Below are 22969 nucleotides of genomic sequence, written 5' to 3' on the forward strand. Positions count from 1 at the left end.
GCACCGCCCGCCGGGAGAGCGGAAAGCCCCGTTCACTCGGACGGCTCTGCGCATCGTTGGTACCTTGGCCGGAGATTCCCGGTGAGGGGGGTGTCCGTCGTGGAAGTCGAGAAGTCCGGCGACACGCTGGTCGTCCGCGCCCGCGACGGAGCGGTGTGCGGGCACGCCGACGGCGACGTCTACGCATGGAAGGGCATCCCGTTCGCGGCAGCCCCCGTCGGAGCGCTGCGGTTCCGGGCGCCGGCCCCACCGTCCCCCTGGAACGGTGTGCGCGACTGCGCCGTCTTCGGGCCCATGGCGCCGCAGGGGCACGGCACCGCCGTGCCGATCGACGCGGGACTCGAGATGGACGAGGACTGCCTCTCGATCAATGTGTGGGCCCCGGAACCGGACGGCACACCGCGGCCGGTGATGGTGTGGATCCACGGGGGTGCGTACTGCCTGGGAACGGCGGCGCAGAGCATCTACGACGGGCGGATCCTGTCCACCGTCGGTGACCTGGTGGTGGTGTCGTTCAACTACCGGGTGGGTGCGCTCGGCTTCCTCGACCTGTCGTCGTTCTCCACGGCCGAGCACGTCTTCGAGACCAACATCGGACTGCGCGATCAGGTCGCGGCACTGGCATGGGTGCGCGAGAACATTTCGGCCTTCGGCGGGGATCCGGACGAGGTGACCGTGTTCGGCGAATCGTCCGGCGCCGGATCGATCACCACACTGATGACCTGTCCGAGCGCGGAAGGACTGTTCCACCGTGCGATCGCGCAGAGCCCACCGGCCACCTCCGTCTACGGAAGCGAGCGCGCCGCCACGGTGGCCCGGCAATTCCTCGACATCCTCGGGCTGGCGCCGGAGGAGTCCGCCACTCTGCTCCGCCTTCCGTACGACCAGATCATCGAAGCCAGCGACACGCTGGTCAACGAGGTGCCCACCAAGATTCCGGGCACACTCGCCATGGCGCCTGTCGTCGACCGCGATTTCCTGCCGCGGTACCCGGTTGCAGCATTCCAGAAGGGGTACTCCCACCGGATCCCGCTCATCATCGGTTCCAACAAGGACGAGTCCTCGCTCTTCAAGCTGATGAAGTCGCCGTTGCTGCCGGTCACGTCCGATTCGGTGCAGGAGATGCTCCGGGCCATCGCCGCCGATCATCCCGACCTCCCCGCCAACCGGCTCGCCGACATCCTGGCCGCCTACCCGGACCGCGCAAAATCTCGGGGTGCGCTGGCGATGTCCCGAGATGCCGCGTTCCGGATGCCTGCCCTGTGGGTGGCGGACGCACACAGTCGTCACTCACCGACGTGGATGTACCGGTTCGATGCGGCCACCCCGATCCTCAAGGCTGCGCGCATCGGGGCGGGGCATGCCACCGAGCTGCCGTACGTGTTCGGCAACTTCGGCACCCTGAACGTCGATCCCACGTTCTGGCTGGGCGGGCGGAAGACGGCACTTGAGGTGTCCGGCCGCGTTCAGCGCCGCTGGCTCGCGTTCGTGCGGCACGGCGTTCCGGCGGCGTTGGACGGGTCGAAACACTGGGCTCCCTACGACGAGAACACTCGCGCAACGCTGCTGATCGACAGCTCCGACACCCTTGTACAGGACCCGGACCGCGAGATGCGCCTGGCCTGGGGCAACGAGGTGATGGGCTTCAGCTGACGGTCGCCGGGGCGTCCAGTTCCTTCAGGACCGGAAACGCGCAACAGGCGATACCGAGGACGAGCACCGGGACGGCGAGCACGAAGAATGTCGGCTGAATGCCCCAGGCGTCGATCATCGGCCCGGCAAGCAGATAGCCCAGCGGACCGGCAGCGTACGCGGTGGACGTCATGACGCCTGTGATCCGTCCGCGCATGTGCTCGGGGCTACGAGTTTGCATGGCGTAGTTGGCAATCGGGCCGACCGGCCCGAAGACGAGTCCCTGCAGCAAGGCCAGCGCGAGGATCGCCCACAGGGGCGGGAGAAACGCCATGGCCACCATGGCTGCGCCCAGGACGATCACCGCGACGAGCATGATCACCCGTCTGGACACGAAGGGGGAGAGCGGCCCGTACGCCAGGGCGCCCACGACTCCGCCGACGCTCAGTGCCATCAGCACCGAACCCAGCTGTGCGGGTTTGTCGAGTTCGGTGAAGTACACCGGGAACACGACGGACTCGACAGGCAGGTACAGCGCCACCACCGCCATGTCGACCAAGGCGATCGTGCGCAGAAGGCGGTTGCGCCACACGAACTTCACACCCTCGACGGTGCCGCGCCAGAGTGAGGTCGGCGCGGACGAGGCGTCGGGCCGGCCGGCATTGTCGAGCCGGAGGAAAGTGATGGTGACGATGGACAAGACGAAGCCGAGGGCGGTCACCCACAACGTGTTCTCGGCCCCGACCGTGGCGATCAGGACCCCGCCGATACCCGGTCCGACCAGGTAGGCCACGTTGTAATTGGCCTCGTAGAGGCTGTTCATTCGGTCGAGCGACCACCCGGCCGACGTCGTGGCTGCAGGCAGCATCGATTCCCTCGCCGCGATGCCTGCCGGGTCGAACGCGGCGCCGACTGCCGCGAGGACGGCTATGACCAGGACCGACAGGCCCGCCGTGTTTGCCACGATCGGGATGGCGGCAGCCGAGAGTGCGGAGAGGCAATCGGAGATGATGGAGGTGCGGCGCCGACCGAACAGGTCGACGACCGTGCCTGCGAACAGACTCGACAACAGAAGGGGAAGAGTGGCCGCGCCGGCGACCACCGCGGCGTCGGAGGCGCGGCCGGTTCGCTCCAGCACCAACCACGGCAACACGACGATCGCGATACCGTTCCCGGTGGCGGAGAACAGGGTTGCCAGATTGAGCAGCACCAGAGGGCCGAGCCGGCGAGGCGCTGCCGTCTCGGTGGCGGTCACGGCTGAGTCCTCTGGTCGGAGTGAAAAGGTGTCTACTCGACGCTAACAGCGCCGCCGAGACCGCCGCGACCCATTTTGTACTCGTCACTGATTGCGCTGCAGCGTCAATTCCGCGAGGGTCCGAGCCCCCGCACAAGGATCGCCCGTACCCGAACGGTTCTGCACCCACCAGGTGATCACTCCGGAGTAGGCGGCGGTGATTCCGCACGTCGCACTGTCACCTGGCCGCCGGGCGGTGAAGGCCGACGCACCTGCGACGGAAATGGTGTCCACCTGGTAGCCGAGCCGATCGGCGACATCCCGCTCGCGCTGCAGCGAGTTGTTCTCGAACCAGCCGAACGTCACGTCGAGGGAACCGGCGTGCGACAACACCGTCCACATGCAGACAGCCCCGTAGAAGTACTGGTCGATTCCGTCACCGCCGAGCACCTCCGCGATCTTCTCGTTCGGGACCGCCTCACACTCGCGCAGCAGCTTGTCGAATCGGTCGGAGCCACCGACGCTCATACCTACACCTTCAGGGAGGGGAGTGCCGGTGATCGAGTTACCGCACCCGGTCAGCAGGAGCACTGCCGCGACAACGGCGGCGAATGTGCGGACGGCCCTCATTTCGCCTTCTTCAGAGTGAGGTCGACGAGAGCGGTAGGAGCCGCGCACGGATCGGACGGTGTGACGCCGACGCCGTACCGGACCAGCCAGTGCACGAAATCCGCCCCCGTCGCCACCGCCACCTCGCAGAATCCCTCGTTCTGTGAGGAAAACCCCCGATGCCCGGCGATGTCGAGGTCGTGGACCTCGTGCCCGATTCCCTGCGCCACCGACCGTTCCCGGTCGATCGGGCTGCCGCGGTACCAGGTGAACATCACATATCGGGCTCCGCCGTCGGCCTCCCAGCGGCATTTGATTCCATTGCGGGACACGGGCGTGAGCCCGGACATCCCCGCCCGCTCGTAGACCTCGCCGTCGGTGAGTGAGCCGCACTCGCCCACGAAGGCTCCCGGCCGGGCGGCCGTCGACGTCCGCGGAAGGGTGTCCGGCATGCCGGTATCGTCACCGTTTCCTGATGCGCAGCCGACCAGTGTGAGGGCGGCGGCAGCGGCACACATGCCGCGGACGGCCAGACGGTCCGACTCAGACGAGCTCCGCATAGCTCGGATTCTCGGCGATGTAATGCTCGACGTACGAGCAGGACGGAACCACGGAGAAGCCACGGTCCTTCGTGTCGTCCAGGGCAGCTTTGACCAGTTGAGCGGCCAGTCCCTGCCCCCGGAACTGCGGGTAGGTGACGGTGTGGTGGAAGTCGCGGACACCGTTCCTCTCGGCGTAATCGGCGTACCCGGCGAGCTGACCGTCGAGGAAGATCTCGAACCGGGACTCGGACACGTCGTGCTCTACCTTGACCGCCACAACCACTCCTCTGTTCGCATCGAGCGTGCAGTGCTGCGCACACTCGCAGATTACCGTCAGTCGGCGAGGTTGGTGCGCAGGAGCATGACGTTGTAGTCGGACCAGGTGGTGGCGAGGAAGTACAGATCCGATCCCTTCGACCACGGGTGCATGTAGGCGCCGTACAGCTCGGGCACGTCGCGGCTGCTCACCAACACTTCCGGTGCACTCCAGCCGGATTCGAGCCGATCGGACCGCCGCATGACCACCGAGTTGCCGGCGTCCGTGTACATCGCGACGAACTGGCCGAGGTACTCGTTGAACTGCACGGACAGCTCGCTGACGGGCCCTGGGATCACGGGGGCGGCAAGGGCGGCATTCGCCTTCACCCATGCCTTGCCGTCCCAGTACTCGTACGCGGTGAGGTTTCGAATCTCCGCTTCCGGCACCCGCGACAACCGTGCGTCACCCGAACGGCCGGACGGCGTGCCGAAGGCGTAGACGAAACCGTCGTGTTTGACGTAGGAGCCCATCTGGAAGTTCTCGGCACCGGTGCCGGGCACATTGGGACGCAGGGTCAGCGGATCCGTGACCCAGTTCTCGCCGTTGTCGACGGAGTACGCGATTCCCGACGCGTTGGTGTCCCATTCGCCGGGAGCGCCCCAGCTCCGCACGGACATGTAATTGATGTACTGCACGGGACCCACCGAAATGCCGGTGGTGGGGATGACAGTTTGCTCGACGCCCGGAATCTTCTTGCTCTGGATGATTTCCTTGGAATGATTCGGGCGGTCCACGGGCGAGTTGTCGATACTCATACCGTTGGCGAGATCGCGGTCGCTGCTGCGAAGCAGAATGTTGCTGCGCCAGTCGCCGACGAGCCCGCACAGGGGATTGTCGCTGAGGCCGACCGTATCGCCGAAGGCGGTGAGAACCTGGCCGGCTCCGTTGTCCCACATGATGCCGAGGTCGGTTCCGAGGACGCTGAATCGGAAGATCGTGTCGTTGGGACTGCGGGGCCCGGTGATGTGTGCGACGGCCTGCGTGTGGCCGCGTAGTTCGGGAAGGCGGCCGTCGCTGCCGTTCAGCCATGGAATCGGATTGATATCGTTGTTCGAGCTCGAACCCAGGCTGCCTGATCCGAGGCACGGCGCCGCCGTCGCGACGGAGGGTGACCACGCGAAAAACGTGCAGCTAGACGCCAATAGGGCGGGCATGGCCAGTGAAACGACACGGCGGAGCTTGGTCACGGGCGCACCTCTCTGCGACATTTCGAGCAGGTCCGGTCACGCTAGCAACACCTCAGCTGTCACACCAGCCCCTTGCATAACCATTTGGGTACCGTGACGGCCGCGGGAATCTACAGAATGGCGCCCGGGTTGAGGATTCCCAGAGGATCGAGCGCCTGCTTCACCCGGGCCGTCACATCCATGACGTCCTTACCCACTTGGTCGGGAAGCCACGCCTTCTTCAGCCTTCCCACCCCGTGTTCACCGGTGATCGTTCCCCCGAGGGAAATGGCGAGATCCATGATCTCGCCGAACGCGAGCCGGGCACGTTCGGCCATCGCGGCATCCGCGGGATCGAACACGATGAGTGGATGCGTATTGCCGTCGCCGGCATGAGCAATGACGGCTATCAGCACATTTCGTGTCCGTGCGATGGACGCAATGCCTTCGACCAGCGCGGGCAGCTTCGGCAGTGGGACTCCGACGTCCTCGAGGAGAAGGCTTCCGAGTCGCTCCACTGCGGGAATGGCGAATCGCCTTGCCGCCGCGAAGGCTTCGCCCTCCTCGGGATCGTCGGTGGTGAACACCTCTGACGCGCCGCTCGCGGTGCAGGCGTCGGCCATGCGGGAGATCTCCTCCGAGGCAATCGCCCCCGGTGCATCCGAGCGGGCGATGAGCATGGCTTCTGCAGTCCGGTCCAGGCCCATCTTCAGCGCATCCTCGACGGCGCCGATCGTCGTGCGGTCCATGAACTCCAGCATCGACGGGCGCAGCGAGCGCGTGATGGCCAGCACGGTGTCGGCGGCCGCCTGCACCGACGCGAACGTCGCGACCAAGGTGCACGACGGCGGTTGCGCCGGGATCAGTCTGAGGGTCACCTCGGTGACGACTCCGAGCGTGCCCTCACTGCCGACGAAAAGTTTGGTCAGCGACAGTCCGGCGACATCCTTGAGGCGGGGCCCGCCCAACCGCACCGCCGTTCCGTCCGCAAGCACCACTTGGAGGCCGAGCACGTAGTCGGTGGTGACCCCGTACTTCACGCAGCACAGCCCGCCGGCGTTGGTCGCCACGTTGCCGCCGATGGTGCACATCTCGAACGACGACGGGTCGGGCGGATACCACAACCCATGTTCCGCGGCCGCCGCCTTGACCTCGGCGTTGAGCAGGCCGGGCTGGGCGACGGCGATACGGGTGACGGGGTCGACGTCGATCCGGCGCATCCGCTCGGTACTGACGACGACGCTGTCCCGTACCGCGGTGGCACCTCCGCTGAGACCCGAACCGGCCCCGCGGGGGATCACCGGGACCCGATGTCTGCCGGCCCAGCGCAGCACCGCCTGGACCTCCTCGGTGAGCGTCGGCCGTGCAACGGCGGCGGGCAGGACAGCGTCCGGGTCGCGTGCCCAGTCGTGGCTGTAGGACGCGAGAAGATCCGGATCGGTGAGCAGGCATCCATGGGGGAGGGCAGCGTCGAGTTCCGCGAGAACGTCCGGTGCGATCGTCATGTTGTGCTCCTCGCGGGCGGTGGCGGCGTACCCGACGGTAGCGCCGCCCGGACTGGCCTGCACCCGATTTGGTCGAGCGTCCAACTGAACCGATTCGGAGGCTTCGCTTCAGATATGGCCTCAACCTGGACGTTCAGTACAGGTCGGGGCGGGTCTCGACCGCTCATCTTGTTACCGACGCGTACGAGTCCCACTATGTGAGAACAGGGGTGTTAATTTTTTTGCCTTGGACGACCGGGGGGTATAGAACCCTCCCGTGCGGGAAACCTGCAGGTAGTCGCGCCTCGGGGCAAATTCGGACTTGCGAGTTTTCGATGTAACTCAGGTCACATTCGTCACTCTGTTACCGGATCGTATCGAGGGGGCAATGCAAAAAAGCGCTTTCCCGGGTTAGCGTTCTGCATCGTCAAACACCGGCGAGGCGTTACACCCAAACGGAGAATCTCACGAAATGTGAGTCAGATCGCAACTTGGGGCCGGTTTTGCCGCACCGACCCCGGAAGGACCCGCACGATGCACGCACTCCACCGAGACCCCAGCAGCTACATTTCCGCGATGTTCTCGTACGAGTTCATCGACGGTGGTATCGACTACGACTCCATCGAACAGATTCACCGCGGGGAATTCGACGAGTGGGTCTTCGCCCTGGCCGGCTCGGGATTGTTCACGAACGACGAAGTTCGCGCGATGGTCACCGAGTGGAGTCTGAACCCCAAGGTTCTCCTCAACACCCTGCTCGCCGACGCCGATGAGGTCACCGCCAAGCGCTGCGAGGTCACCTGGGCAGCACTCGACCGCGTCGCCCCGTTCGCGCCGTCGATGCCCGTCGCCGTCTTCGGCTGACGTTCTCCTGGCGTCTCCGCAACTGGCACTCGCGGTGCTTCGTCACATGAGCTCGGTGGACTCTCCGTCCACCACGATTACCTGTTCGTCCGTCAGGGTGCAGTATTCGATTCCCGCGACACGCAACGCGGCGACGGTACGCCGGACAGCGGCCGCGTCTTCCAGGGGCACCGTCTCTTCGCCGCCTGAGGGCGTCGCAGGCGGGTGATGCGGCACGATCGCGAATGGCACCACCCCGAGGCCTTCCCAGATCGGCTGCATGCCGCAGGTCCCGAAAACCTCCGACGGGTCATCGGAGGAGTCGAGACCGCGCAACGTCGGTGTCATGACGCAGGCGCCCGCGCTGTATCCGGCGTAGACGAGCGAATCGTTTCTCAGCAGGTCGCGAAGAACATCGTCCGCACCACTACGCGCCATCTGGGCACGCAGGACGAACGTGTTTCCGCCCCGCACCCAGAGCATGCCGAATCCCGCCAGCCGATCTCGCAGCCCGCTCGTGCCGCCGTTCTGCGTTCCGATGTAGTCGCGAAGATCGACTTCCTCCGGTGAGAACCCCAGGCGCCGCAGCGGCGCCACATCACTGACCACCGCTGAGGCGCGGGCGGACGGTGGCCAAGCGTCGGCTGCTGCCGCGATCACACCCACCCGTCCCGGCTTTCCGACGAGCGACATCAGCGGTGCGGGGTCGGCTCCGAACCGGTAGGACGACAGGAACAAGCGCATCGCGGTCAGATCGTGAAAGTGAGATTGTCGACGATCTGCTTGCCGACGGCGGTGTCACCGCCGAGGGTGATGGCGTCGCGGTGATCCGCGGCCTTCACCCGGCCCCCGGCAAGACGGGTGAACAGCCGGGAGTCGAGTGTGATCGTCGTGGTGGCGTCGCCCGGCAACTCGTCCACCACCGCTGCGCGCCCGTCGACGGCGACGTGGATTTCTCTCGCGAGCGGACCAGTCAACTCGAGGGCGATGCGCGAGCCCGACGGCGCCTTGCCACGCTTTCCGACGAGGAACCCGACCGCTCCCATGATCTCCTCGAACGCGGTGTCACCGCGGACTCCGCCCTCGTCCCCGGCAACACCCAGCGCGTCGCGGATGTCGAGTTCGTGCATCCAGCAATCGAACACGCGGACGCGCATGAACCGGATATAGGGTGCTGGGCCGACCGGGGTGGCGGTCTCGGCGTCGAACATCTCATCCGTCATCTGCGCCAGTTCGGAGCGCCTGAGCTCGGTGATGTCCCGGAAGCGGTCGAGCATCTCGGTGCCGGGGCGCCCGCGCAGTCCCTCTACCCACCGTTCGTTGAACGCTCCGATCTCGTTGCGCACATGCGCGAATCCGTGGACATCGACGGTGGTGTGCGGTGCCGGTATCCCCGCGAGCATCGATTCGGTACCGATCAGGTGGGCGGTGACGTCGTGCACGGTCCACCCGGGCAGGGGGGTGGGCGTGAACCAGTCGTCACCCGTCACCGAGGACAGCAACTGGTCGAGCACGTCCCATTCTTCGAACAGCGCGTCGAGTATCCGTTCCTTCTGTAGGGCAGTCACGTCTGATGGCCCTCCTCTCGCTTCAACTGTAGGGCCTTGCCGGGTGGTGGCCCGGTGTTTTGGCCACGGGAACGTCTGCGGCCGGTGAGCGTGAACGGGCCCCGTCCGCGGACGCCTGTGGTAGACCGATGATGAGAATCTCCATTAACAAAGGAGCGTGGATGTTTCCCGGAAATTTTGTCGCCACCACCCCGGACAAGCCGGCCGTCGTCCGGCCGTCGACGGGGGAGCAGCTCACCTACCGGCAGCTGGATGAGCGGTCCATCCGGTTGGCGCGACACCTGCGTGGGCTCGGCCTGAAGGTCGGGGATCACCTGGCTCTGGTGTCGAGCAACGACCTCCGTGTTCTGGAGGTCTACTGGGCGGCCCTGCGATCGGGCCTCTACATCACCGTGGTGAACTGGCACCTCACCGCGGACGAAGCCGGCTACGTCGTGAACGACTGCGGAGCCGCCGTTCTCATCGCCTCGGCTGATGCGGCACTGGCAATTCCCGCCGACCCGGCCCAGTTGCCCGGCGTCCGGCACCGGCTCGTCTACGGCGGTGAACTGGACGGCTTCGACAGCTACGACGCGGCGGTGGCGGCGCAGTCCGGCGAACCACTGGAGACGCAACCTCGTGGGCGGGACATGCTCTACTCGTCGGGCACCACCGGCAGGCCGAAGGGAATCAAACCCGCACTGCCGGAAGGTGAAGTCGACTCGACGACGGACCCGTACACGGCGGTGTTCGCGCCCATGTACGGATTCGACGCGGACACCGTCTACCTGTGCCCCGCGCCGCTGTATCACGCGGCGCCCCTCCGCTTCTGCGGCACCATCACGTCCGTCGGCGGAACCATCATCCTCATGGACAGGTTCGACGCAGAGGAGGCGCTGCGCCTGATCGAGAAGTACCAGGTGACGCACAGTCAGTGGGTCCCCACCATGTTCGTGCGAATGCTCAAGTTGCCGAAAGAAGTTCGCGAGAAATTCGACGTGTCGAGTCTGAAGGTGGCGATTCATGCGGCAGCCCCCTGCCCGCCCGAGGTGAAGCGTGCGATGATCGACTGGTGGGGCCCGGTGATCCACGAGTACTACGCCTCCACCGAAGGTGCCGGCGCCACGTTCATCGACAGTGCGCAGGCACTCGCCAAGCCGGGATCCGTCGGGCACGACGGGGTGATGGGCATCGTGCACATCTGCGACGACACCGGTGCGGAGCTGCCCACCGGTGAGATCGGAACGGTGTACTGGGAGCGCGAGGAGCGGCCGTTCGAATACCACAACGACCCGGCCAAGACCGAAGCCGCAACGCATCCCAGTCATCCGACGTGGACCACCAGCGGTGACATCGGATACCTCGACGACGATCGGTTTCTGTACCTCACGGACCGGGCGGCCTTCATGATCATCTCCGGCGGGGTGAACATCTACCCGCAGGAGTCCGAGAACATTCTCACCATGCATCCCAAGGTCTTCGACGTCGCGGTGATCGGTGTGCCGGACGAGGAAATGGGCGAACAGGTCAAGGCTGTGGTCCAACTCGTCGACAATGTGGAGCCGTCGGAGGCGGTCGCCCGTGAACTACTGGACTACGTGCGGGACCGGGTGACGCACTTCAAGGCGCCTCGGAGCATCGATTTCTCGGACGACCTGCCGCGCACGCCCACGGGCAAACTCGTCAAGCACAAGCTGCGGGCACGGTATCTCGCGGGGGCGAAGACAATTGGCTGATCAGAGAGTCCCCGCGCTACTACGCGCGGGGACTCTCGGCGTCCGTTCTCGTGGAACGACGGCGGGAGACTGCGTACAACACGACTCCGACGGCAAGGAGTAGCGCCGCACGCAGCCAGGTGGCCGCGCTCTGCTGGGTGAGCAACGCCACGCACGTGACGAGGGCGAGGATCGGGAACACCGTCGGGGCCCGGAAGTGGCGGTGCTCCACCGCATCACGACGCAACACCAGGACAGCGATGTTGGTGCTGATGAAGACGACGAGCAGCAGCAGAACCACCGTCTCCGCCAAGGCCGACAACGAACCGGTGACGCACAGAGCCATGGCGACGGCAGTGGTCGCCACAATCGCCACCCAGGGAGTCCGTCGCCGCGGGAGAACCCGTGCGAACGGACGCGGAAGCAGTCCCTCGGACGCCATTCCGTACGTGAGCCTGCTTGCCATGATCATCGTCAGCAGTGCGCCGTTCGCGACGGCGACGAGCGCGATCAGACTGAACAGGCGAGGTGGAACGCCGACGTCGGCGGCGGAGACCACTGCCAGCAGCGGGCCGGATGATGCGGCGAGTTCGCCGGCGGGTAGGACCACCGAGACCGCCAGTCCGACGAGGACATAGACGGCGCCCGCCGTCAGCAACGCTCCGAACAACGCCCGCGGGTACACCGTGCGCACGTTGGTCACCTCTTCGGCGACGTTCGCGGACGTCTCGAACCCGACGAACGAGTAGTAGGCGAGCAGTGCGGCGGCCAGCACCGCGAGCGCCGGCGAACGGCTTTCGTCGAATTCGACCACCCGGCTCAGGGTGCCGTCACCACGTCCGAGCACGATGCCGGCCAGAACCACTACCAGGACCAGGCCGGTGACCTCCACCACCGTCATGACGACATTGGCGCGCATCGACTCCTTGATCCCCCGGGCGTTGAGCAATCCCACGAGGAGAAGGAACACGAGTGCCGCCGGGACGGTCGGCACATCCACGAACGCGGCGAGGTAGTCGCCGGAGAATGCGAGTGCGAGCCCCGCTGCGCTCGTGACTCCGGCGGCGAGCATCGAGAACCCGACGAGGAACGAGATCAGCGGTGTCCGATACGCCCGCTGGGCGAACACGGCCGCCCCACCGGCGCGCGGATACTTGGTGACCAGTTCGGCATACGAGGTCGCCGTCAGCAACGCCATCACCAGTGCCAGCAGCAACGGCACCCAGACTGCGCCGCCCACCTCGCCGGCGATGACCCCCACCAACGCGTAGATCCCGGCACCCAGCACGTCACCGAGAATGAAGACGAAGAGGAGCGGACCCGTGATTGCGCGGGCGAGAGGGGTCCCGTGTCCGGCGTCCTGGTCGAAGTGCTCGGCATCTCCCTCGTCCACCGGCCGGGCGGCGCGTCGCATCTGCAAGGTTCATCCCGTCTGCCACGGTGACGTGCCGCCACCTCAGGTGCAGTCATGTACCCCCGAGACACGGTCCCAAACTGAGGACAGTTACGCGGTCCGTTCGCACCCGCACCGTGGACACCGCGGTGCCGTCCCGTCCGTCAGGAACAGTCCGCAGTCGGGGCAGACACGGTCGAGCCAGCACACGGAGTCGCCGCCCAGGTCCTCGTCCGTAAGGTCGCCGGGGTCCGCCTCGCCCGTCACAGCTGACCGCGCAGATAGTCGGCAAGGACTTCCGCATGACTGTGGGTGACGTCCTTGGTGGCGGTCAAGAGAACGATGGGGCGTCCGTGCGCGAGCTCCCGAACCCTCGCGACAGCCTTGCGTCCCGGCGGGGAGTCCAGCTCGGACACGTACCGTTCCCGGAACTCGCCGAATGCGGCGACGTCGTGTGAGTACCAATGGCGAAGCTCGGTCGAGGGTGCGAGATCACGGGCCCAGTCGTCGAAGTGAAACGCATCCTTACGGAGGCCGCGCGGCCAGAGCCGGTCGACGAAGAGCCGGAGTCCGTCGCCGTCGGTGGGGTGGTCGTAGACCCGTTCCACCACCACTGGTGAGTCGACGTCCGTCTCCGGATGTCCCTGTCGTTTGTGCATCACCGAACCTCCGCTTCTGTGCGGGTTTCTCTCCTCACCCTACGACGCGGCCGTGTGTGACTGGCCTCACAAACTAGAGGAAAGGCGGGTGAGAACGGCTGTTCGGACTCGATTCAGACAGACTCCGGCCGGCTTCTCTGTTCACTACGTCACGCGGTCTCTGGCTATCATCAGCTGAAATCAGTCGAGGCTGGGGACATATTCCGCTCATCAACGGTTGGTTGCCGCTCGTCGCGGCATGCAGACCATCTACCGCAGGAAGTCGATAAATGGATACATCGCAGAGCGCGGCGCAGCCGCGCCCGACGGTTGGCGTTCCTCGTGAGTCGAACGAGGGCGAACGTCGGGTAGCGCTGGTGCCGAAGATCGTGGCCGCATTGACGGGTAAGGGTGTCGATGTGGTGGTCGAGTCGGGTGCCGGATTGGGCGCTTTGATCCCGGACGAATTGTATGTCGGGGCGGGCGCCAAGATCGGCGATCCGTGGTCGGCGGAGGTGATCGTGAAGGTCGCGCCGCCGTCGGACGAGGAAGTGGGCCGGCTGCATGCCGGACAGACGTTGATCGGGTTCCTCGCCCCCCGCAATCAGGACAACCAGGTCGCCGCGCTGAAGTCGGCGGGGGTGCAGGCGTTCGCGGTCGAGGCGATCCCACGGATTTCCCGCGCCCAGGTGATGGACGCGCTCTCCTCGCAGGCGAACGTGGCCGGATACAAGGCGGTGCTGCTCGCGGCGTCGGAGTCGACCCGGTTCTTCCCGATGCTCACCACCGCAGCCGGTACCGTCAAACCCGCGACCGTGCTGGTCCTCGGTGTCGGTGTCGCCGGCCTGCAGGCATTGGCGACGGCGAAGCGGCTCGGTGGCCGGGCCACCGGCTACGACGTGCGCCCGGAGGTGGCCGATCAGGTTCGCTCGGTCGGTGCGCAGTGGCTCGATCTGGGAATCGACGCCGCCGGTGAAGGCGGGTACGCCCGCGAACTCACCGAAGCTGAGCGCGCGCAGCAGCAGCAGGCGCTCGAGGACGCGATCAAGGGCTTCGACGTCGTCATCACCACCGCCCTGGTGCCGGGACGTCCGGCCCCCCGGTTGGTGACCGCCGCCGCGGTGGAGGGCATGAAACCCGGCTCCGTGGTGGTCGACCTGGCCGGAGAGACCGGCGGTAACTGCGAGCTCACCGAACCCGGTCAGACCGTGGTCAAGCACGGGGTGACGATCTGCTCGCCGCTGAACCTGCCCGCGTCGATGCCCGAGCACGCCTCGGAGCTGTACTCGAAGAACATCTCCGCGCTGCTCGAGTTGATGTTGGTCGAAGGCCGGTTGGCCCCCGATTTCTCGGACGAAGTCCTTGCCGCGTCCTGCGTCACCCGTGAGGAGGGTGTGTCCTAGATGTATACCGAATTGTTGGCGAACATCGCGATCCTGGTGTTGTCCGGGTTCGTGGGGTTCGCGGTGATCTCGAAGGTCCCGAACACGTTGCATACCCCGCTGATGTCGGGGACGAACGCGATCCACGGCATCGTGGTGTTGGGTGCGTTGGTGGTGTTGGGCAAGGTCGACAATCCGCCGTGGGGTCTGCAGGTGATTTTGTTCGTGGCGTTGGTGTTCGGAACGATCAACGTGGTCGGTGGTTTCGTGGTGACCGACCGGATGCTGGGCATGTTCAAGTCCAAGCCCGCTTCTCCCGCCGCTGCTGTCGCTGAGAAGGGTGGGGACAAGTAATGGGATATGTCGTCAACGTTCTGTACATCGTGGCGTTCTCGATGTTCATCTACGGTCTGATGGGTTTGACCGGGCCGAAGACCGCGGTCCGCGGTAACCAGATCGCCGCGGTCGGCATGGGTGTCGCCGTGGTCGCCACCCTGATCGCGATCCGGGACACCTCCAACTGGGTGCTCATCGTCGCCGGTCTGGTAATCGGTGTGATCCTCGGTGTGCCGCCGGCGTTGCGGACGAAGATGACGGCGATGCCGCAGCTGGTGGCGTTGTTCAACGGGGTCGGCGGCGGCACCGTCGCCCTGATCGCCTACGCCGAATTCCTCGACTCGGACGGGTTCACCGCATTTCAGCACGGTGAGTCGCCGACCGTGCACATCGTGATCGCCTCGCTGTTCGCGGCGATCATCGGATCGATCTCCTTCTGGGGATCGGTGATCGCGTTCCTCAAGCTGCAGGAAACCCTGCCCGGCCGCCCGATCGGCATCGGCCGGTTGCAGCAGCCGCTGAACGCTTTGTTGCTGATCGGCGCGGTCGCGCTCGCGGTGATCATCGGGATCAAGGCCATCGACCCGACCGGGCCCACCGGCCAGTGGTGGATCGTCGGAGTCCTCGTGTTGGCCGCGATCTTGGGGTTGATGGTGGTGCTGCCGATCGGCGGCGCCGACATGCCCGTGGTCATCTCGCTGCTCAACGCGCTCACCGGTCTGTCCGCTGCCGCCGCGGGTCTGGCCCTGAACAATCAGGCGATGATCGTGGCCGGCATGATCGTCGGCGCGTCGGGTTCGATCCTGACGAACCTGATGGCGAAGGCGATGAACCGGTCCATCCCGGCGATCGTGGCCGGCGGGTTCGGTGGCGGCGGGGCTGCCGCGGTCGCCGACGACGGCACGGTGAAGACGGCGAAGTCGACCTCGGCGGCGGACGCGGCGATTCAGATGGCCTACGCCAATCAGGTGATCGTGGTTCCCGGCTACGGGCTGGCCGTCGCGCAGGCCCAGCACGCGGTCAAGGACATGGCCAAGCTGCTCGAGTCGAAGGGCGTCGAGGTGAAGTACGCCATCCACCCGGTCGCCGGCCGGATGCCTGGGCACATGAACGTGCTGCTCGCCGAGGCCGATGTCGAGTACGACGCGATGAAGGAAATGGACGACATCAACGACGAGTTCGCTCGCACCGATGTCACCCTGGTGATCGGGGCGAACGATGTCACCAACCCGGCCGCCCGCAACGACCCGTCCTCGCCGATCCACGGGATGCCCATCCTGAATGTGGATCAGTCGAAGTCGGTGATCGTGCTCAAGCGGTCGATGAACTCCGGGTTCGCCGGTATCGACAACCCGTTGTTCTTCGCCGACACCACCTCGATGCTCTTCGGCGACGCGAAGAAATCCGTCGCCGACGTCACCGAGGAACTCAAAGCCCTGTAGGCCCTCCGGGCTCGTGCGCCTTTCTGGTTGCTGCTGCTACCAGAAAGGCGCACGAGCGGCGGAGCCGCCTAGCGGTGGCGGGAGAAGACAATAGCCGCGGTGTCGGGCCGAAGCGCCTCACGCTCCGCGGCGACGGGGGAGTACAACATCAGTATCGACGCCAGCGCCCACCAGATCGACGCCACCACAAGGCTCGCGACGAGCGCGTAGACGCTGATCGGTTCGACGAGGGCTGCGGCCCCTGCGACGCCGAGGATCAGAGCGAAGCCCAGTCCAGCGACCACGGGCCGAAATCGGGGCGCCGACACGAGGATCGCCGAGCCGTACAGGGCGGCGACGGCGACGACATGGCCGCTGGGCAGCAGAACGGTGGGTGCATCCGACGCCCACGCCCGGACGGCGGCGCTGGTGAGGTTCGCGCCGAGACAGAGCAACAGGATCGCGCCGATTCCGTACGACAGTTTCCGCACCGTCGCGACCACCGCGAGGACGACGGTCGCGACCAGTACGGAGTTGACGTCGACGACACTGATCACCTGGTCCGCGATGGACCGTAACGGCTCCGGGAACGAGAGCGCTGTCGAGGCGGGTTTGACGAGATACAGCGCGCACAGCAACACCACACCTGCCGCCGATAGGGCAAGACGGTGAACGCTGCGGCGCAGCGTGCTGTTCGATTCGGTCACGGTCTCCAGCATGCCGATCCACGCTGAACGAACTATGAGAGTGCGCTGTGATCCCGGTGTACGGAGTGGGGCGTTCGCCGGACCGCACCGGCACACGCTGCGGCGATCAACACACATCCCAGCGGCACCACCATCGCCGTTGTGAGGGGAATCACCTGAGTGATCCAGCCGATGGCGGCCGGGCCTGCGAGGAATCCCACGTATCCGAGTCCGACGACGCGGGACATGTTGGTGCCCGCGGATCCTGAGCCGAGGTTTCCGGCGGCGGTGAAGATCTGGGGGACTCCACCGGACAGTCCCAGGCCGAACAGCGCCCAACCGAAGATCGTGAGCGGGAGTGCGCCGGACACCAGCACGAGCGCCATTCCGCCGCCGGCGAGCAGTGCGCCGTAGCGGACGACGGCGACGGGCCCCACTGCACCACTGACGCGGTCGGCGGTGAACCGTCCTACGGTCATCATCACCGAGAAGGCACCGAAGGCGAGGGCGGCGACCGAGTCGGAGGTGGCGAGGTGCTCCTTGACTTGCAGTGCGCTCCAGTCGTTGGCGGCGCCTTCGGCGAGCATGAGCACGAACGCGATGCCGCCGAGCCCCAGGACTCGCGCCGACAGTCGTCCGTGTGCCTTCTCGGCGGATCCGTCCGTCTGCGCGGTGCGCGGCCGATCCTGCATGAGCCACCGCGCACTCGCGCCGACGACCGCGATCCCGACACCCCCGGCGACCAGGAGTGCCGCGGCGGGTGTCCAGTCGGCGGCGAGTGTCGCGGCGCCGACGAGCGATCCCGCGACCCCGCCGACGGAGAAGAGAGCGTGGAAGGCGGACATGATGGGCCGCCGATAGCGCTGTTCCACCTCGACGGCCTGCGAGTTCATCGACACGTCGAGGGCCCCGTTGGCGAACCCGAAGACGAGAAGTGTGAGACCCAGCTGCCACGCCTCGGTGGCCAGTCCGGGGCCGATCGTGGCGACCGACAGTGTGAGCCCGGCGGCGATCACGGTCCGCCTGCTTCCGAACCGGTCGGCGAGGGGTCCGGTGAGTTGCATGCCGAAGATGGCGCCGATCGCGAAAAGGAGGAGCAGAGATCCGAGCGTGGAGTGGCTGATGCCGGTACGGTCCTCGATCGCGGGAATGTGCACCACCCACATCCCGAGGAGGAACCCGTTGATCCCGAAGATCGCGAAGATCGCCGCCCGGGCGGATCTGAGCGGTTCGGGTACCCGTGCGCGCTTGTTCACCGCGGGCGGTTGAGAAGTACTCACGGGGCCAACGTACCCAGCCTCACAGTTGTGCGAGCAGCGCGACCGGGTCGTGCAGCATCGCGGCGACGGACGACAGGAACTTCGACCCCTGATCGCCGTCGACGACGCGGTGATCGAAGGACACACTCAGCGTGGTGACCCAGCGGACGGCGAGCTCGCCCTCGTGTACCCACGGCCGCTGGGAGACGCTGCCCAGGCACACGATCGCGGATTCGCCGGGGTTGATGATGGGTGTGCCTGTGTCGACACCGAAGACACCGACGTTGGTGAGCGAGACGGTGCCGCCGGTGAGCTGAGCGGGATCGGCTTTACCGCTACGCGCGATGGCGGTCAGTTCGGTGATCGCCCGGCAGAGTTCGAGCAGGCTCAGCGACTGCGCTTCTCTCACGTGGGGGACGACGAGACCACGCGGAGTGGCCACGGCGATGCCGAGGTCGACGTAGTGCTTGACGACGATCTCCTGGTGCTCTTCGTCCCAGGAGGCGTTGAGATCGGGGTGCTCTCGTAGGGCAACGATCATCGCCTTCGCGGCAATGCTGAGGGGAGTCACCGATAGTCCCTCGAATTCCCGCCGGCCACGGAGATGTTCGAGGAGTTCGACCGAACGCGTGACGTCGACGGTGACGAATTCTGTGACGTGGGGCGCGGTGAACGCACTGCGGACCATGGCTGCGGCCGTCTGCTTCCGCACGCCCCGCACAGGGGTGCGAGTCTCTCGCTCGCTCGGCCCGGCCGCCACGCGCGGTGCGGCGGAACCGGCGTACTCCTCGACGTCGTGCCGGGTGACGGCCCCGGACGGACCCGTGCCCGGGACAACGGTGAGGTCGATCCCGCGCTCGCGTGCTGCCAGCCGGGCGGCCGGCGAGGCGTCGGGACGCACGCGTTCGGGCTGTGCGGTGCCCTCCGGCGTCGCGGCCGCGCGTGGGCGTGCACGCCTGCTCTGGGCGGCGGCCTCTGGTCCGTACCCGACCAGCACTGGAGTCCGCGTAGGTGGCGTGTCCGACGCCGAGTCGGTCGCGATCCTGATGAGCGGTGTGCCCACCGGCACGGTGGCCCCGGCGGGAATCAACAGCTCCTCCACGACACCTGCGTAGGGCGACGGTAGTTCGACCAAGGCTTTGGCAGTCTCGACCTCGGCGATGACTTGATTCAGTTCGACGCTCTGGCCGACCTCGACGGACCACGACACCAACTCGGCCTCGGTCAACCCCTCGCCGAGGTCGGGCAGGCAGAATTCCTGCGCCAACGGACACTCCTCTCCTTCGGGCCTCTCCTTCGGGCGGAGCCGGTCAGGCCGCGAGGCTGCGATCCACGGCGTCGAGCAGGCGATCGGCGTCGGGAAGGTGGTGACGTTCCAGCTTCGCCGGGGGGTAGGGAATGTCGAAACCGCCGACGCGCAGAACCGGGGCCTCGAGCTGGTAGAAGCACCGCTCCGATATCCGGGCGGCCACCTCGGCGCCGAGGCCGAGGAACGTCGATGCCTCGTGTGCCACGACGAGTCGGCCGGTTTTGCGGACCGACCGTTCGACGGTGGGGAAATCGATCGGGGAGAGGGACCGCAGGTCGATCACTTCGAGGGAGTTGCCCTCCTGCTCGGCGATGGCCGCAGCCGACAACGCCGTCGGTACGACGGAACCATAGGTGACTATCGTGGCGTCCGAGCCCTCGCGCAGTACACGCGCGCTGTGCAACGACAGGTCGGGTGCGGCGTCCACATCGAATTCTGCTGTGTCCCAATACCGCCGCTTCGGTTCGAAGAACACCACCGGGTCGTCCGACGCGATCGACTGCTGGATCATGTGGAAGGCGTCACCGGGGTTGCTCGGGGTGACCACCCGCAGTCCGGCGGTATGCGCGAAGTAGGCCTCGGGGGACTCCGAGTGATGTTCGACGGCCCCGATTCCACCGCCGTAGGGAATCCGGATGGTCAGGGGCGCCGTGACCTTTCCCTCCGTGCGGTAGTGAATTTTCGCGACCTGCGAGACGATCTGGTCGAAGGCCGGGTACACGAAGCCGTCGAACTGGATCTCGCACACGGGCCGGTATCCGCGCAGCGCCATACCGAAGGCCGCACCGATGATCCCTGATTCGGCGAGCGGGGTGTCGATCACGCGGTTGTCGCCGAAATCCTTCTGCAGGGTGTCGGTGACCCGGAAGACGCCACCGAGGCGTCCGACGTCCTCACCCATGATCACGACTTTGCGGTCCCGTTCGAGTGCGCGCCGCAGACCCGCTCCCACAGCCGCACCGAGCGACATTCTGGTGGTGCTCATGACAGTGCCTCCTCGGTGTCGGTGATCGCTGCGAGGTACGCGGCGTACTCGGCGCGCTCCTCCTCGAGGAGCGGATGTTCGCTGGCATAGACGTGATCGAACACGCTGAGCGGCGGCGGCGTGGGTGCGCCCACGGCCCCCGACCGGAGTCGCGCGGCGATCTCGTCGGCGGTGGTCCGAACCCGGGTCAGGAACGCCTCGTCGAGCAGGCCTTCCCGGTCGAGCAGGCGGTGCATGCGGTCGATCGGATCGCGGGCCTTCCATTCCGCGGTCTCCGCCGAAGATCGGTACCGCGTGGGGTCGTCGGAGGTCGTGTGGGGACCCATCCGGTAGGTGACGGCTTCGATGAAGGTGGGGCCGCTCCCCTCGCGTGCGCGCTGTGTGGCCTGGCGGGTGACGGCGAGGACGGCGAGGACATCGTTGCCGTCCACCCGGACGGCCGGCATCCCGTAGCCGGCGGCACGCTGGGCGATCGGAACGGGACTCTGCAGGTGCACCGGTTCGCTGATCGCCCATTGATTGTTCTGGCAGAAGAACACGACCGGGGCGTTGAAACTCATCGAGAAGCCCAGTGCCTCGGCGATATCTCCCTGGCTGGTGGCACCGTCACCGAAGTAGGCGATGGTCGCGATCTCGGCACCGTCGAGGTGGGCGCCCATTGCGTATCCGGTGGCGTGCAGTCCTTGAGATCCGACGACGATGGCCGGGTTGGTGACCTTCACCGCGTGTGGATCCCAGCCCGAATGGGCGGTTCCCCGCCACATCCGGGTCATTTCTGCGGGGTCGACGCCGCGGCAATAGGCGACGGCATGCTCGCGGTAGCTGACGAAGGCGTAGTCGTCGGGGCGGAGGGCTCGGGCCGAACCGACCTGCGCTGCCTCCTGGCCGAGCATGGGCGCCCACAGGCCGAGTTCGCCTTGTCGTTGCAGAGCAGTGGCTTCCACGTCGATGCGGCGCGTGACAACCAGATCTTCGTACAGTCCGCGCAATTCGTCCGGACCGACATCGCGCACCAGATTCGTGTACTCGGGCCGTAGGACCCGTCGGCCGTCCGGCTGTAGGAGCTGGACCGGATAGGCAATCTTGTCGACCATCGGACTCACCTCGCTGTGTCGAGTCCCGGAGACCTTGTGAGTTCGCGGGAGACGTGCGCTGCGTTCAGGACGTGTATGTGTCCTACTTCACAGCATCCACGGGAACGCGAACTGCGCAAGTGGTCGCATTTCGGTAGAGCACATTGCCCAGTCGACGGGCCCGCGGAGGAGTCGTACTGCGTCTTATGACCAGTCCGGACGCCGCCGAAGCTGAACTGTTATGGAGTGGTGATCCGAGGATCCGTCGGGCGTGGAGGTCTCGGACCGAATCCACCTCACCGTTACCGCCGGTGCGTCACGGTTCCCAACGCACCAGGCTCCCGAGCGGTTAGCATCGAGCGCGTGAATGCTGTGGGGTTGAACGAAGATGCCGTCTCCGCGTGGATTGCCGGACTCGGTGTAGGAGCGATCGCACCGCTGAGCTTCGAACGGATCGGAAACGGTCAGTCGAACCTCACGTATGCGGTCAGTGATGCAGGTGGCGGCCGATGGGTGCTTCGGCGTCCGCCGCTCGGAAACCTGCTCGCCTCGGCGCACGACGTGGTCCGGGAACATCGAATCCTGTCCTCGCTGCAGGGCTCGGACGTGCCGGTGCCGAAAATTCTCGGACTCACCGAAGATCCCGAGGTGACCGACGCCCCACTCGTGTTGATGAGTTACGTGGCCGGCGTGGTGATCGACAGCATCGGGGTCGCCAAGAAATTGACACCCGAGCAAAGGCGCGGTGTCGGGCTCGCGATGGCGCGCGCGCTCGCGAAGATTCACGCCGTCGACCTGGCGGACACCGGGCTCGAGGACCTGGCGAGCCACAAACCTTATGCGGCAAGGCAATTGAAGCGTTGGGCAGACCAGTGGGAAAAGTCCCGTACCCGGGATGTCCCGGAGGTCGAGCAGCTGGCAGACATTCTCCAGCGCAACATGCCCGAGCAGAAGGAACTGTCGCTCGTGCACGGCGACTTCCATCTGAGCAATGTCATCACGTCGCCCGAGGAGGGCGAGGTGCTCGCCGTGGTGGACTGGGAACTCTGCACCCTCGGAGATCCGCTGGCTGACGTCGGTGCACTTCTGGCCTATTGGCCGGAGGCCGGTGACGAGGATGCCGGACCCTTCCCTGCTTCCACGCTGGAGGGTTTCCCGACGAGGGCTGAACTCGTGGAGGCGTACACCCAGGAAACCGAGCGCGACGTCACGCACGTGGGTTATTGGCACGTGCTGGCACTGTGGAAACTGGCGATCATCGCCGAAGGCGTCCTGCGCCGGGTGACGGACGATCCACGAAACCAGGCCGAGACAGGTGCGCCCACGGTCAAGCTGATCGACGGCATCATCGCCCGGGCCGTGGCCACGGCGGAGGCCGAGGGCCTGCGCTGAACCG

The 22969-nt window shown here is 66.2% G+C and carries 22 protein-coding genes; 7 read left to right on the forward strand and 15 right to left on the reverse strand.

Going from position 1 to position 22969, the window contains the following annotated elements; translation table 11 throughout:
* Positions 1–99 precede the first annotated feature (99 nt).
* Positions 100–1653, forward strand: coding sequence for a carboxylesterase/lipase family protein (locus ACH49N_RS21450; RefSeq protein ID WP_358276755.1), 1554 nt, complete (start codon positions 100–102; stop codon positions 1651–1653).
* On the opposite strand, the gene ACH49N_RS21455 is transcribed toward ACH49N_RS21450, so the two are convergent.
* The 6 genes from ACH49N_RS21455 to ACH49N_RS21480 form a co-directional block, all read right to left on the reverse strand.
* A complete protein-coding gene (locus ACH49N_RS21455; protein ID WP_358276696.1) occupies positions 1646–2887 on the reverse strand; it encodes an MFS transporter in 1242 nt (413 codons plus the stop codon). The genes ACH49N_RS21450 and ACH49N_RS21455 overlap by 8 nt on opposite strands.
* Before the next feature lie 84 nt (positions 2888–2971).
* Positions 2972–3496, reverse strand: coding sequence for a DUF3558 domain-containing protein (locus ACH49N_RS21460; protein WP_358276695.1), 525 nt, complete (start codon positions 3494–3496; stop codon positions 2972–2974).
* The gene (locus tag ACH49N_RS21465; RefSeq protein WP_250770253.1) at positions 3493–4035 is read right to left on the reverse strand and encodes a DUF3558 domain-containing protein; all 543 of its coding nucleotides are present in this window, start codon (positions 4033–4035) and stop codon (positions 3493–3495) included. The genes ACH49N_RS21460 and ACH49N_RS21465 overlap by 4 nt, the downstream gene beginning before the upstream one ends.
* Complete coding sequence (locus tag ACH49N_RS21470) at positions 4019–4294, reverse strand: GNAT family N-acetyltransferase (protein ID WP_109328564.1); 276 nt, start codon at positions 4292–4294, stop codon at positions 4019–4021. Before ACH49N_RS21470 ends, ACH49N_RS21465 begins: the two co-directional genes overlap by 17 nt.
* A 56-nt stretch (positions 4295–4350) precedes the next feature.
* Complete coding sequence (locus ACH49N_RS21475; protein ID WP_159921062.1) at positions 4351–5523, reverse strand: DUF4185 domain-containing protein; 1173 nt, start codon at positions 5521–5523, stop codon at positions 4351–4353.
* A gap of 110 nt (positions 5524–5633) precedes the next feature.
* The gene (locus ACH49N_RS21480) at positions 5634–7007 is read right to left on the reverse strand and encodes an FAD-linked oxidase C-terminal domain-containing protein (RefSeq protein WP_358276694.1); all 1374 of its coding nucleotides are present in this window, start codon (positions 7005–7007) and stop codon (positions 5634–5636) included.
* Between the two features lie 513 nt (positions 7008–7520).
* Here ACH49N_RS21480 and ACH49N_RS21485 point away from each other — a divergent pair.
* Positions 7521–7850: a hypothetical protein gene (locus ACH49N_RS21485; RefSeq protein ID WP_109328568.1), complete on the forward strand. Its 330-nt coding sequence runs from the start codon at positions 7521–7523 to the stop codon at positions 7848–7850.
* 42 nt (positions 7851–7892) lie between these two features.
* Here the strand turns inward: ACH49N_RS21485 and ACH49N_RS21490 are convergent, their stop codons facing one another.
* Together ACH49N_RS21490 and ACH49N_RS21495 are read right to left on the reverse strand one after the other, a co-directional pair.
* Positions 7893–8312 (reverse strand): Type 1 glutamine amidotransferase-like domain-containing protein, encoded by a 420-nt coding sequence (locus tag ACH49N_RS21490; RefSeq protein WP_397504770.1) that lies wholly within the window; start codon positions 8310–8312, stop codon positions 7893–7895.
* Between the two features lie 266 nt (positions 8313–8578).
* Positions 8579–9397: a maleylpyruvate isomerase family mycothiol-dependent enzyme gene (locus ACH49N_RS21495; RefSeq protein ID WP_358276692.1), complete on the reverse strand. Its 819-nt coding sequence runs from the start codon at positions 9395–9397 to the stop codon at positions 8579–8581.
* Positions 9398–9558: 161 nt separating this feature from the next.
* Between ACH49N_RS21495 and ACH49N_RS21500 the strand changes: the two genes are divergently transcribed.
* Positions 9559–11112, forward strand: a complete 1554-nt coding sequence (locus ACH49N_RS21500; protein WP_358276691.1) for an AMP-binding protein — start codon at positions 9559–9561, stop codon at positions 11110–11112.
* Between the two features lie 19 nt (positions 11113–11131).
* On the opposite strand, the gene ACH49N_RS21505 is transcribed toward ACH49N_RS21500, so the two are convergent.
* Both ACH49N_RS21505 and ACH49N_RS21510 read right to left on the reverse strand, forming a co-directional pair.
* Complete coding sequence (locus ACH49N_RS21505) at positions 11132–12505, reverse strand: APC family permease (RefSeq protein WP_358276690.1); 1374 nt, start codon at positions 12503–12505, stop codon at positions 11132–11134.
* 242 nt (positions 12506–12747) lie between these two features.
* Positions 12748–13143 (reverse strand): DUF488 family protein, encoded by a 396-nt coding sequence (locus tag ACH49N_RS21510; protein WP_358276689.1) that lies wholly within the window; start codon positions 13141–13143, stop codon positions 12748–12750.
* Positions 13144–13412: 269 nt separating this feature from the next.
* Here ACH49N_RS21510 and ACH49N_RS21515 point away from each other — a divergent pair, with 269 nt between their 5' ends.
* Genes ACH49N_RS21515 through ACH49N_RS21525 form a run of 3 tightly spaced genes read left to right on the forward strand, consistent with a single transcriptional unit; the run spans position 13413 to position 16282 of the window.
* Positions 13413–14525, forward strand: coding sequence for a Re/Si-specific NAD(P)(+) transhydrogenase subunit alpha (locus ACH49N_RS21515; RefSeq protein WP_358276688.1), 1113 nt, complete (start codon positions 13413–13415; stop codon positions 14523–14525).
* Positions 14526–14858 carry an NAD(P) transhydrogenase subunit alpha gene (locus ACH49N_RS21520; RefSeq protein WP_109328582.1) on the forward strand — a complete coding sequence of 111 codons (333 nt, stop codon included), beginning with the start codon at positions 14526–14528 and terminating at the stop codon, positions 14856–14858. It begins immediately after the preceding gene.
* Entirely contained in the window at positions 14858–16282 is a 1425-nt protein-coding gene (locus ACH49N_RS21525; protein WP_358276687.1) for an NAD(P)(+) transhydrogenase (Re/Si-specific) subunit beta, read from the forward strand. Before ACH49N_RS21520 ends, ACH49N_RS21525 begins: the two co-directional genes overlap by 1 nt.
* A 68-nt stretch (positions 16283–16350) precedes the next feature.
* Here the strand turns inward: ACH49N_RS21525 and ACH49N_RS21530 are convergent, their stop codons facing one another.
* Genes ACH49N_RS21530 through pdhA form a run of 5 tightly spaced genes read right to left on the reverse strand, consistent with a single transcriptional unit; the run spans position 16351 to position 21594 of the window.
* On the reverse strand, positions 16351–16968 hold the full coding sequence (locus ACH49N_RS21530) for a hypothetical protein (RefSeq protein ID WP_250770232.1): 618 nt from the start codon (positions 16966–16968) through the stop codon (positions 16351–16353).
* Between the two features lie 32 nt (positions 16969–17000).
* Positions 17001–18227, reverse strand: coding sequence for an MFS transporter (locus ACH49N_RS21535; protein WP_358274565.1), 1227 nt, complete (start codon positions 18225–18227; stop codon positions 17001–17003).
* A 19-nt stretch (positions 18228–18246) separates the two neighbouring features.
* Positions 18247–19473 carry a dihydrolipoamide acetyltransferase family protein gene (locus tag ACH49N_RS21540; RefSeq protein ID WP_159921086.1) on the reverse strand — a complete coding sequence of 409 codons (1227 nt, stop codon included), beginning with the start codon at positions 19471–19473 and terminating at the stop codon, positions 18247–18249.
* 43 nt (positions 19474–19516) lie between these two features.
* A complete protein-coding gene (locus ACH49N_RS21545; protein ID WP_159921088.1) occupies positions 19517–20500 on the reverse strand; it encodes an alpha-ketoacid dehydrogenase subunit beta in 984 nt (327 codons plus the stop codon).
* Positions 20497–21594, reverse strand: a complete 1098-nt coding sequence (gene pdhA, locus ACH49N_RS21550; RefSeq protein WP_358274567.1) for a pyruvate dehydrogenase (acetyl-transferring) E1 component subunit alpha — start codon at positions 21592–21594, stop codon at positions 20497–20499. Before pdhA ends, ACH49N_RS21545 begins: the two co-directional genes overlap by 4 nt.
* Before the next feature lie 342 nt (positions 21595–21936).
* Here pdhA and ACH49N_RS21555 point away from each other — a divergent pair, with 342 nt between their 5' ends.
* Complete coding sequence (locus tag ACH49N_RS21555; RefSeq protein ID WP_250770218.1) at positions 21937–22965, forward strand: phosphotransferase family protein; 1029 nt, start codon at positions 21937–21939, stop codon at positions 22963–22965.
* Positions 22966–22969 lie beyond the last annotated feature (4 nt).

This window comes from Rhodococcus sp. NPDC019647 (assembly GCF_044389235.1).
In the GTDB taxonomy this organism is placed as follows: domain Bacteria; phylum Actinomycetota; class Actinomycetes; order Mycobacteriales; family Mycobacteriaceae; genus Rhodococcus_F; species Rhodococcus_F oxybenzonivorans.

Coding starts and splice junctions, on each gene's coding strand:
- pdhA (WP_358274567.1), bottom strand. CDS start 21,594: ATGGTCGACAAGATTGCCTATCCGGTCCAGCTCCTACAGCCGGACGGC.
- ACH49N_RS21545 (WP_159921088.1), bottom strand. CDS start 20,500: ATGAGCACCACCAGAATGTCGCTCGGTGCGGCTGTGGGAGCGGGTCTG.
- ACH49N_RS21500 (WP_358276691.1), top strand. CDS start 9,559: ATGTTTCCCGGAAATTTTGTCGCCACCACCCCGGACAAGCCGGCCGTC.
- ACH49N_RS21515 (WP_358276688.1), top strand. CDS start 13,413: ATGGATACATCGCAGAGCGCGGCGCAGCCGCGCCCGACGGTTGGCGTT.
- ACH49N_RS21480 (WP_358276694.1), bottom strand. CDS start 7,007: ATGACGATCGCACCGGACGTTCTCGCGGAACTCGACGCTGCCCTCCCC.
- ACH49N_RS21505 (WP_358276690.1), bottom strand. CDS start 12,505: ATGCGACGCGCCGCCCGGCCGGTGGACGAGGGAGATGCCGAGCACTTC.
- ACH49N_RS21525 (WP_358276687.1), top strand. CDS start 14,858: ATGGGATATGTCGTCAACGTTCTGTACATCGTGGCGTTCTCGATGTTC.
- ACH49N_RS21485 (WP_109328568.1), top strand. CDS start 7,521: ATGCACGCACTCCACCGAGACCCCAGCAGCTACATTTCCGCGATGTTC.
- ACH49N_RS21460 (WP_358276695.1), bottom strand. CDS start 3,496: ATGAGGGCCGTCCGCACATTCGCCGCCGTTGTCGCGGCAGTGCTCCTG.
- ACH49N_RS21490 (WP_397504770.1), bottom strand. CDS start 8,312: ATGCTCTGGGTGCGGGGCGGAAACACGTTCGTCCTGCGTGCCCAGATG.
- ACH49N_RS21520 (WP_109328582.1), top strand. CDS start 14,526: ATGTATACCGAATTGTTGGCGAACATCGCGATCCTGGTGTTGTCCGGG.
- ACH49N_RS21465 (WP_250770253.1), bottom strand. CDS start 4,035: ATGCGGAGCTCGTCTGAGTCGGACCGTCTGGCCGTCCGCGGCATGTGT.
- ACH49N_RS21510 (WP_358276689.1), bottom strand. CDS start 13,143: ATGCACAAACGACAGGGACATCCGGAGACGGACGTCGACTCACCAGTG.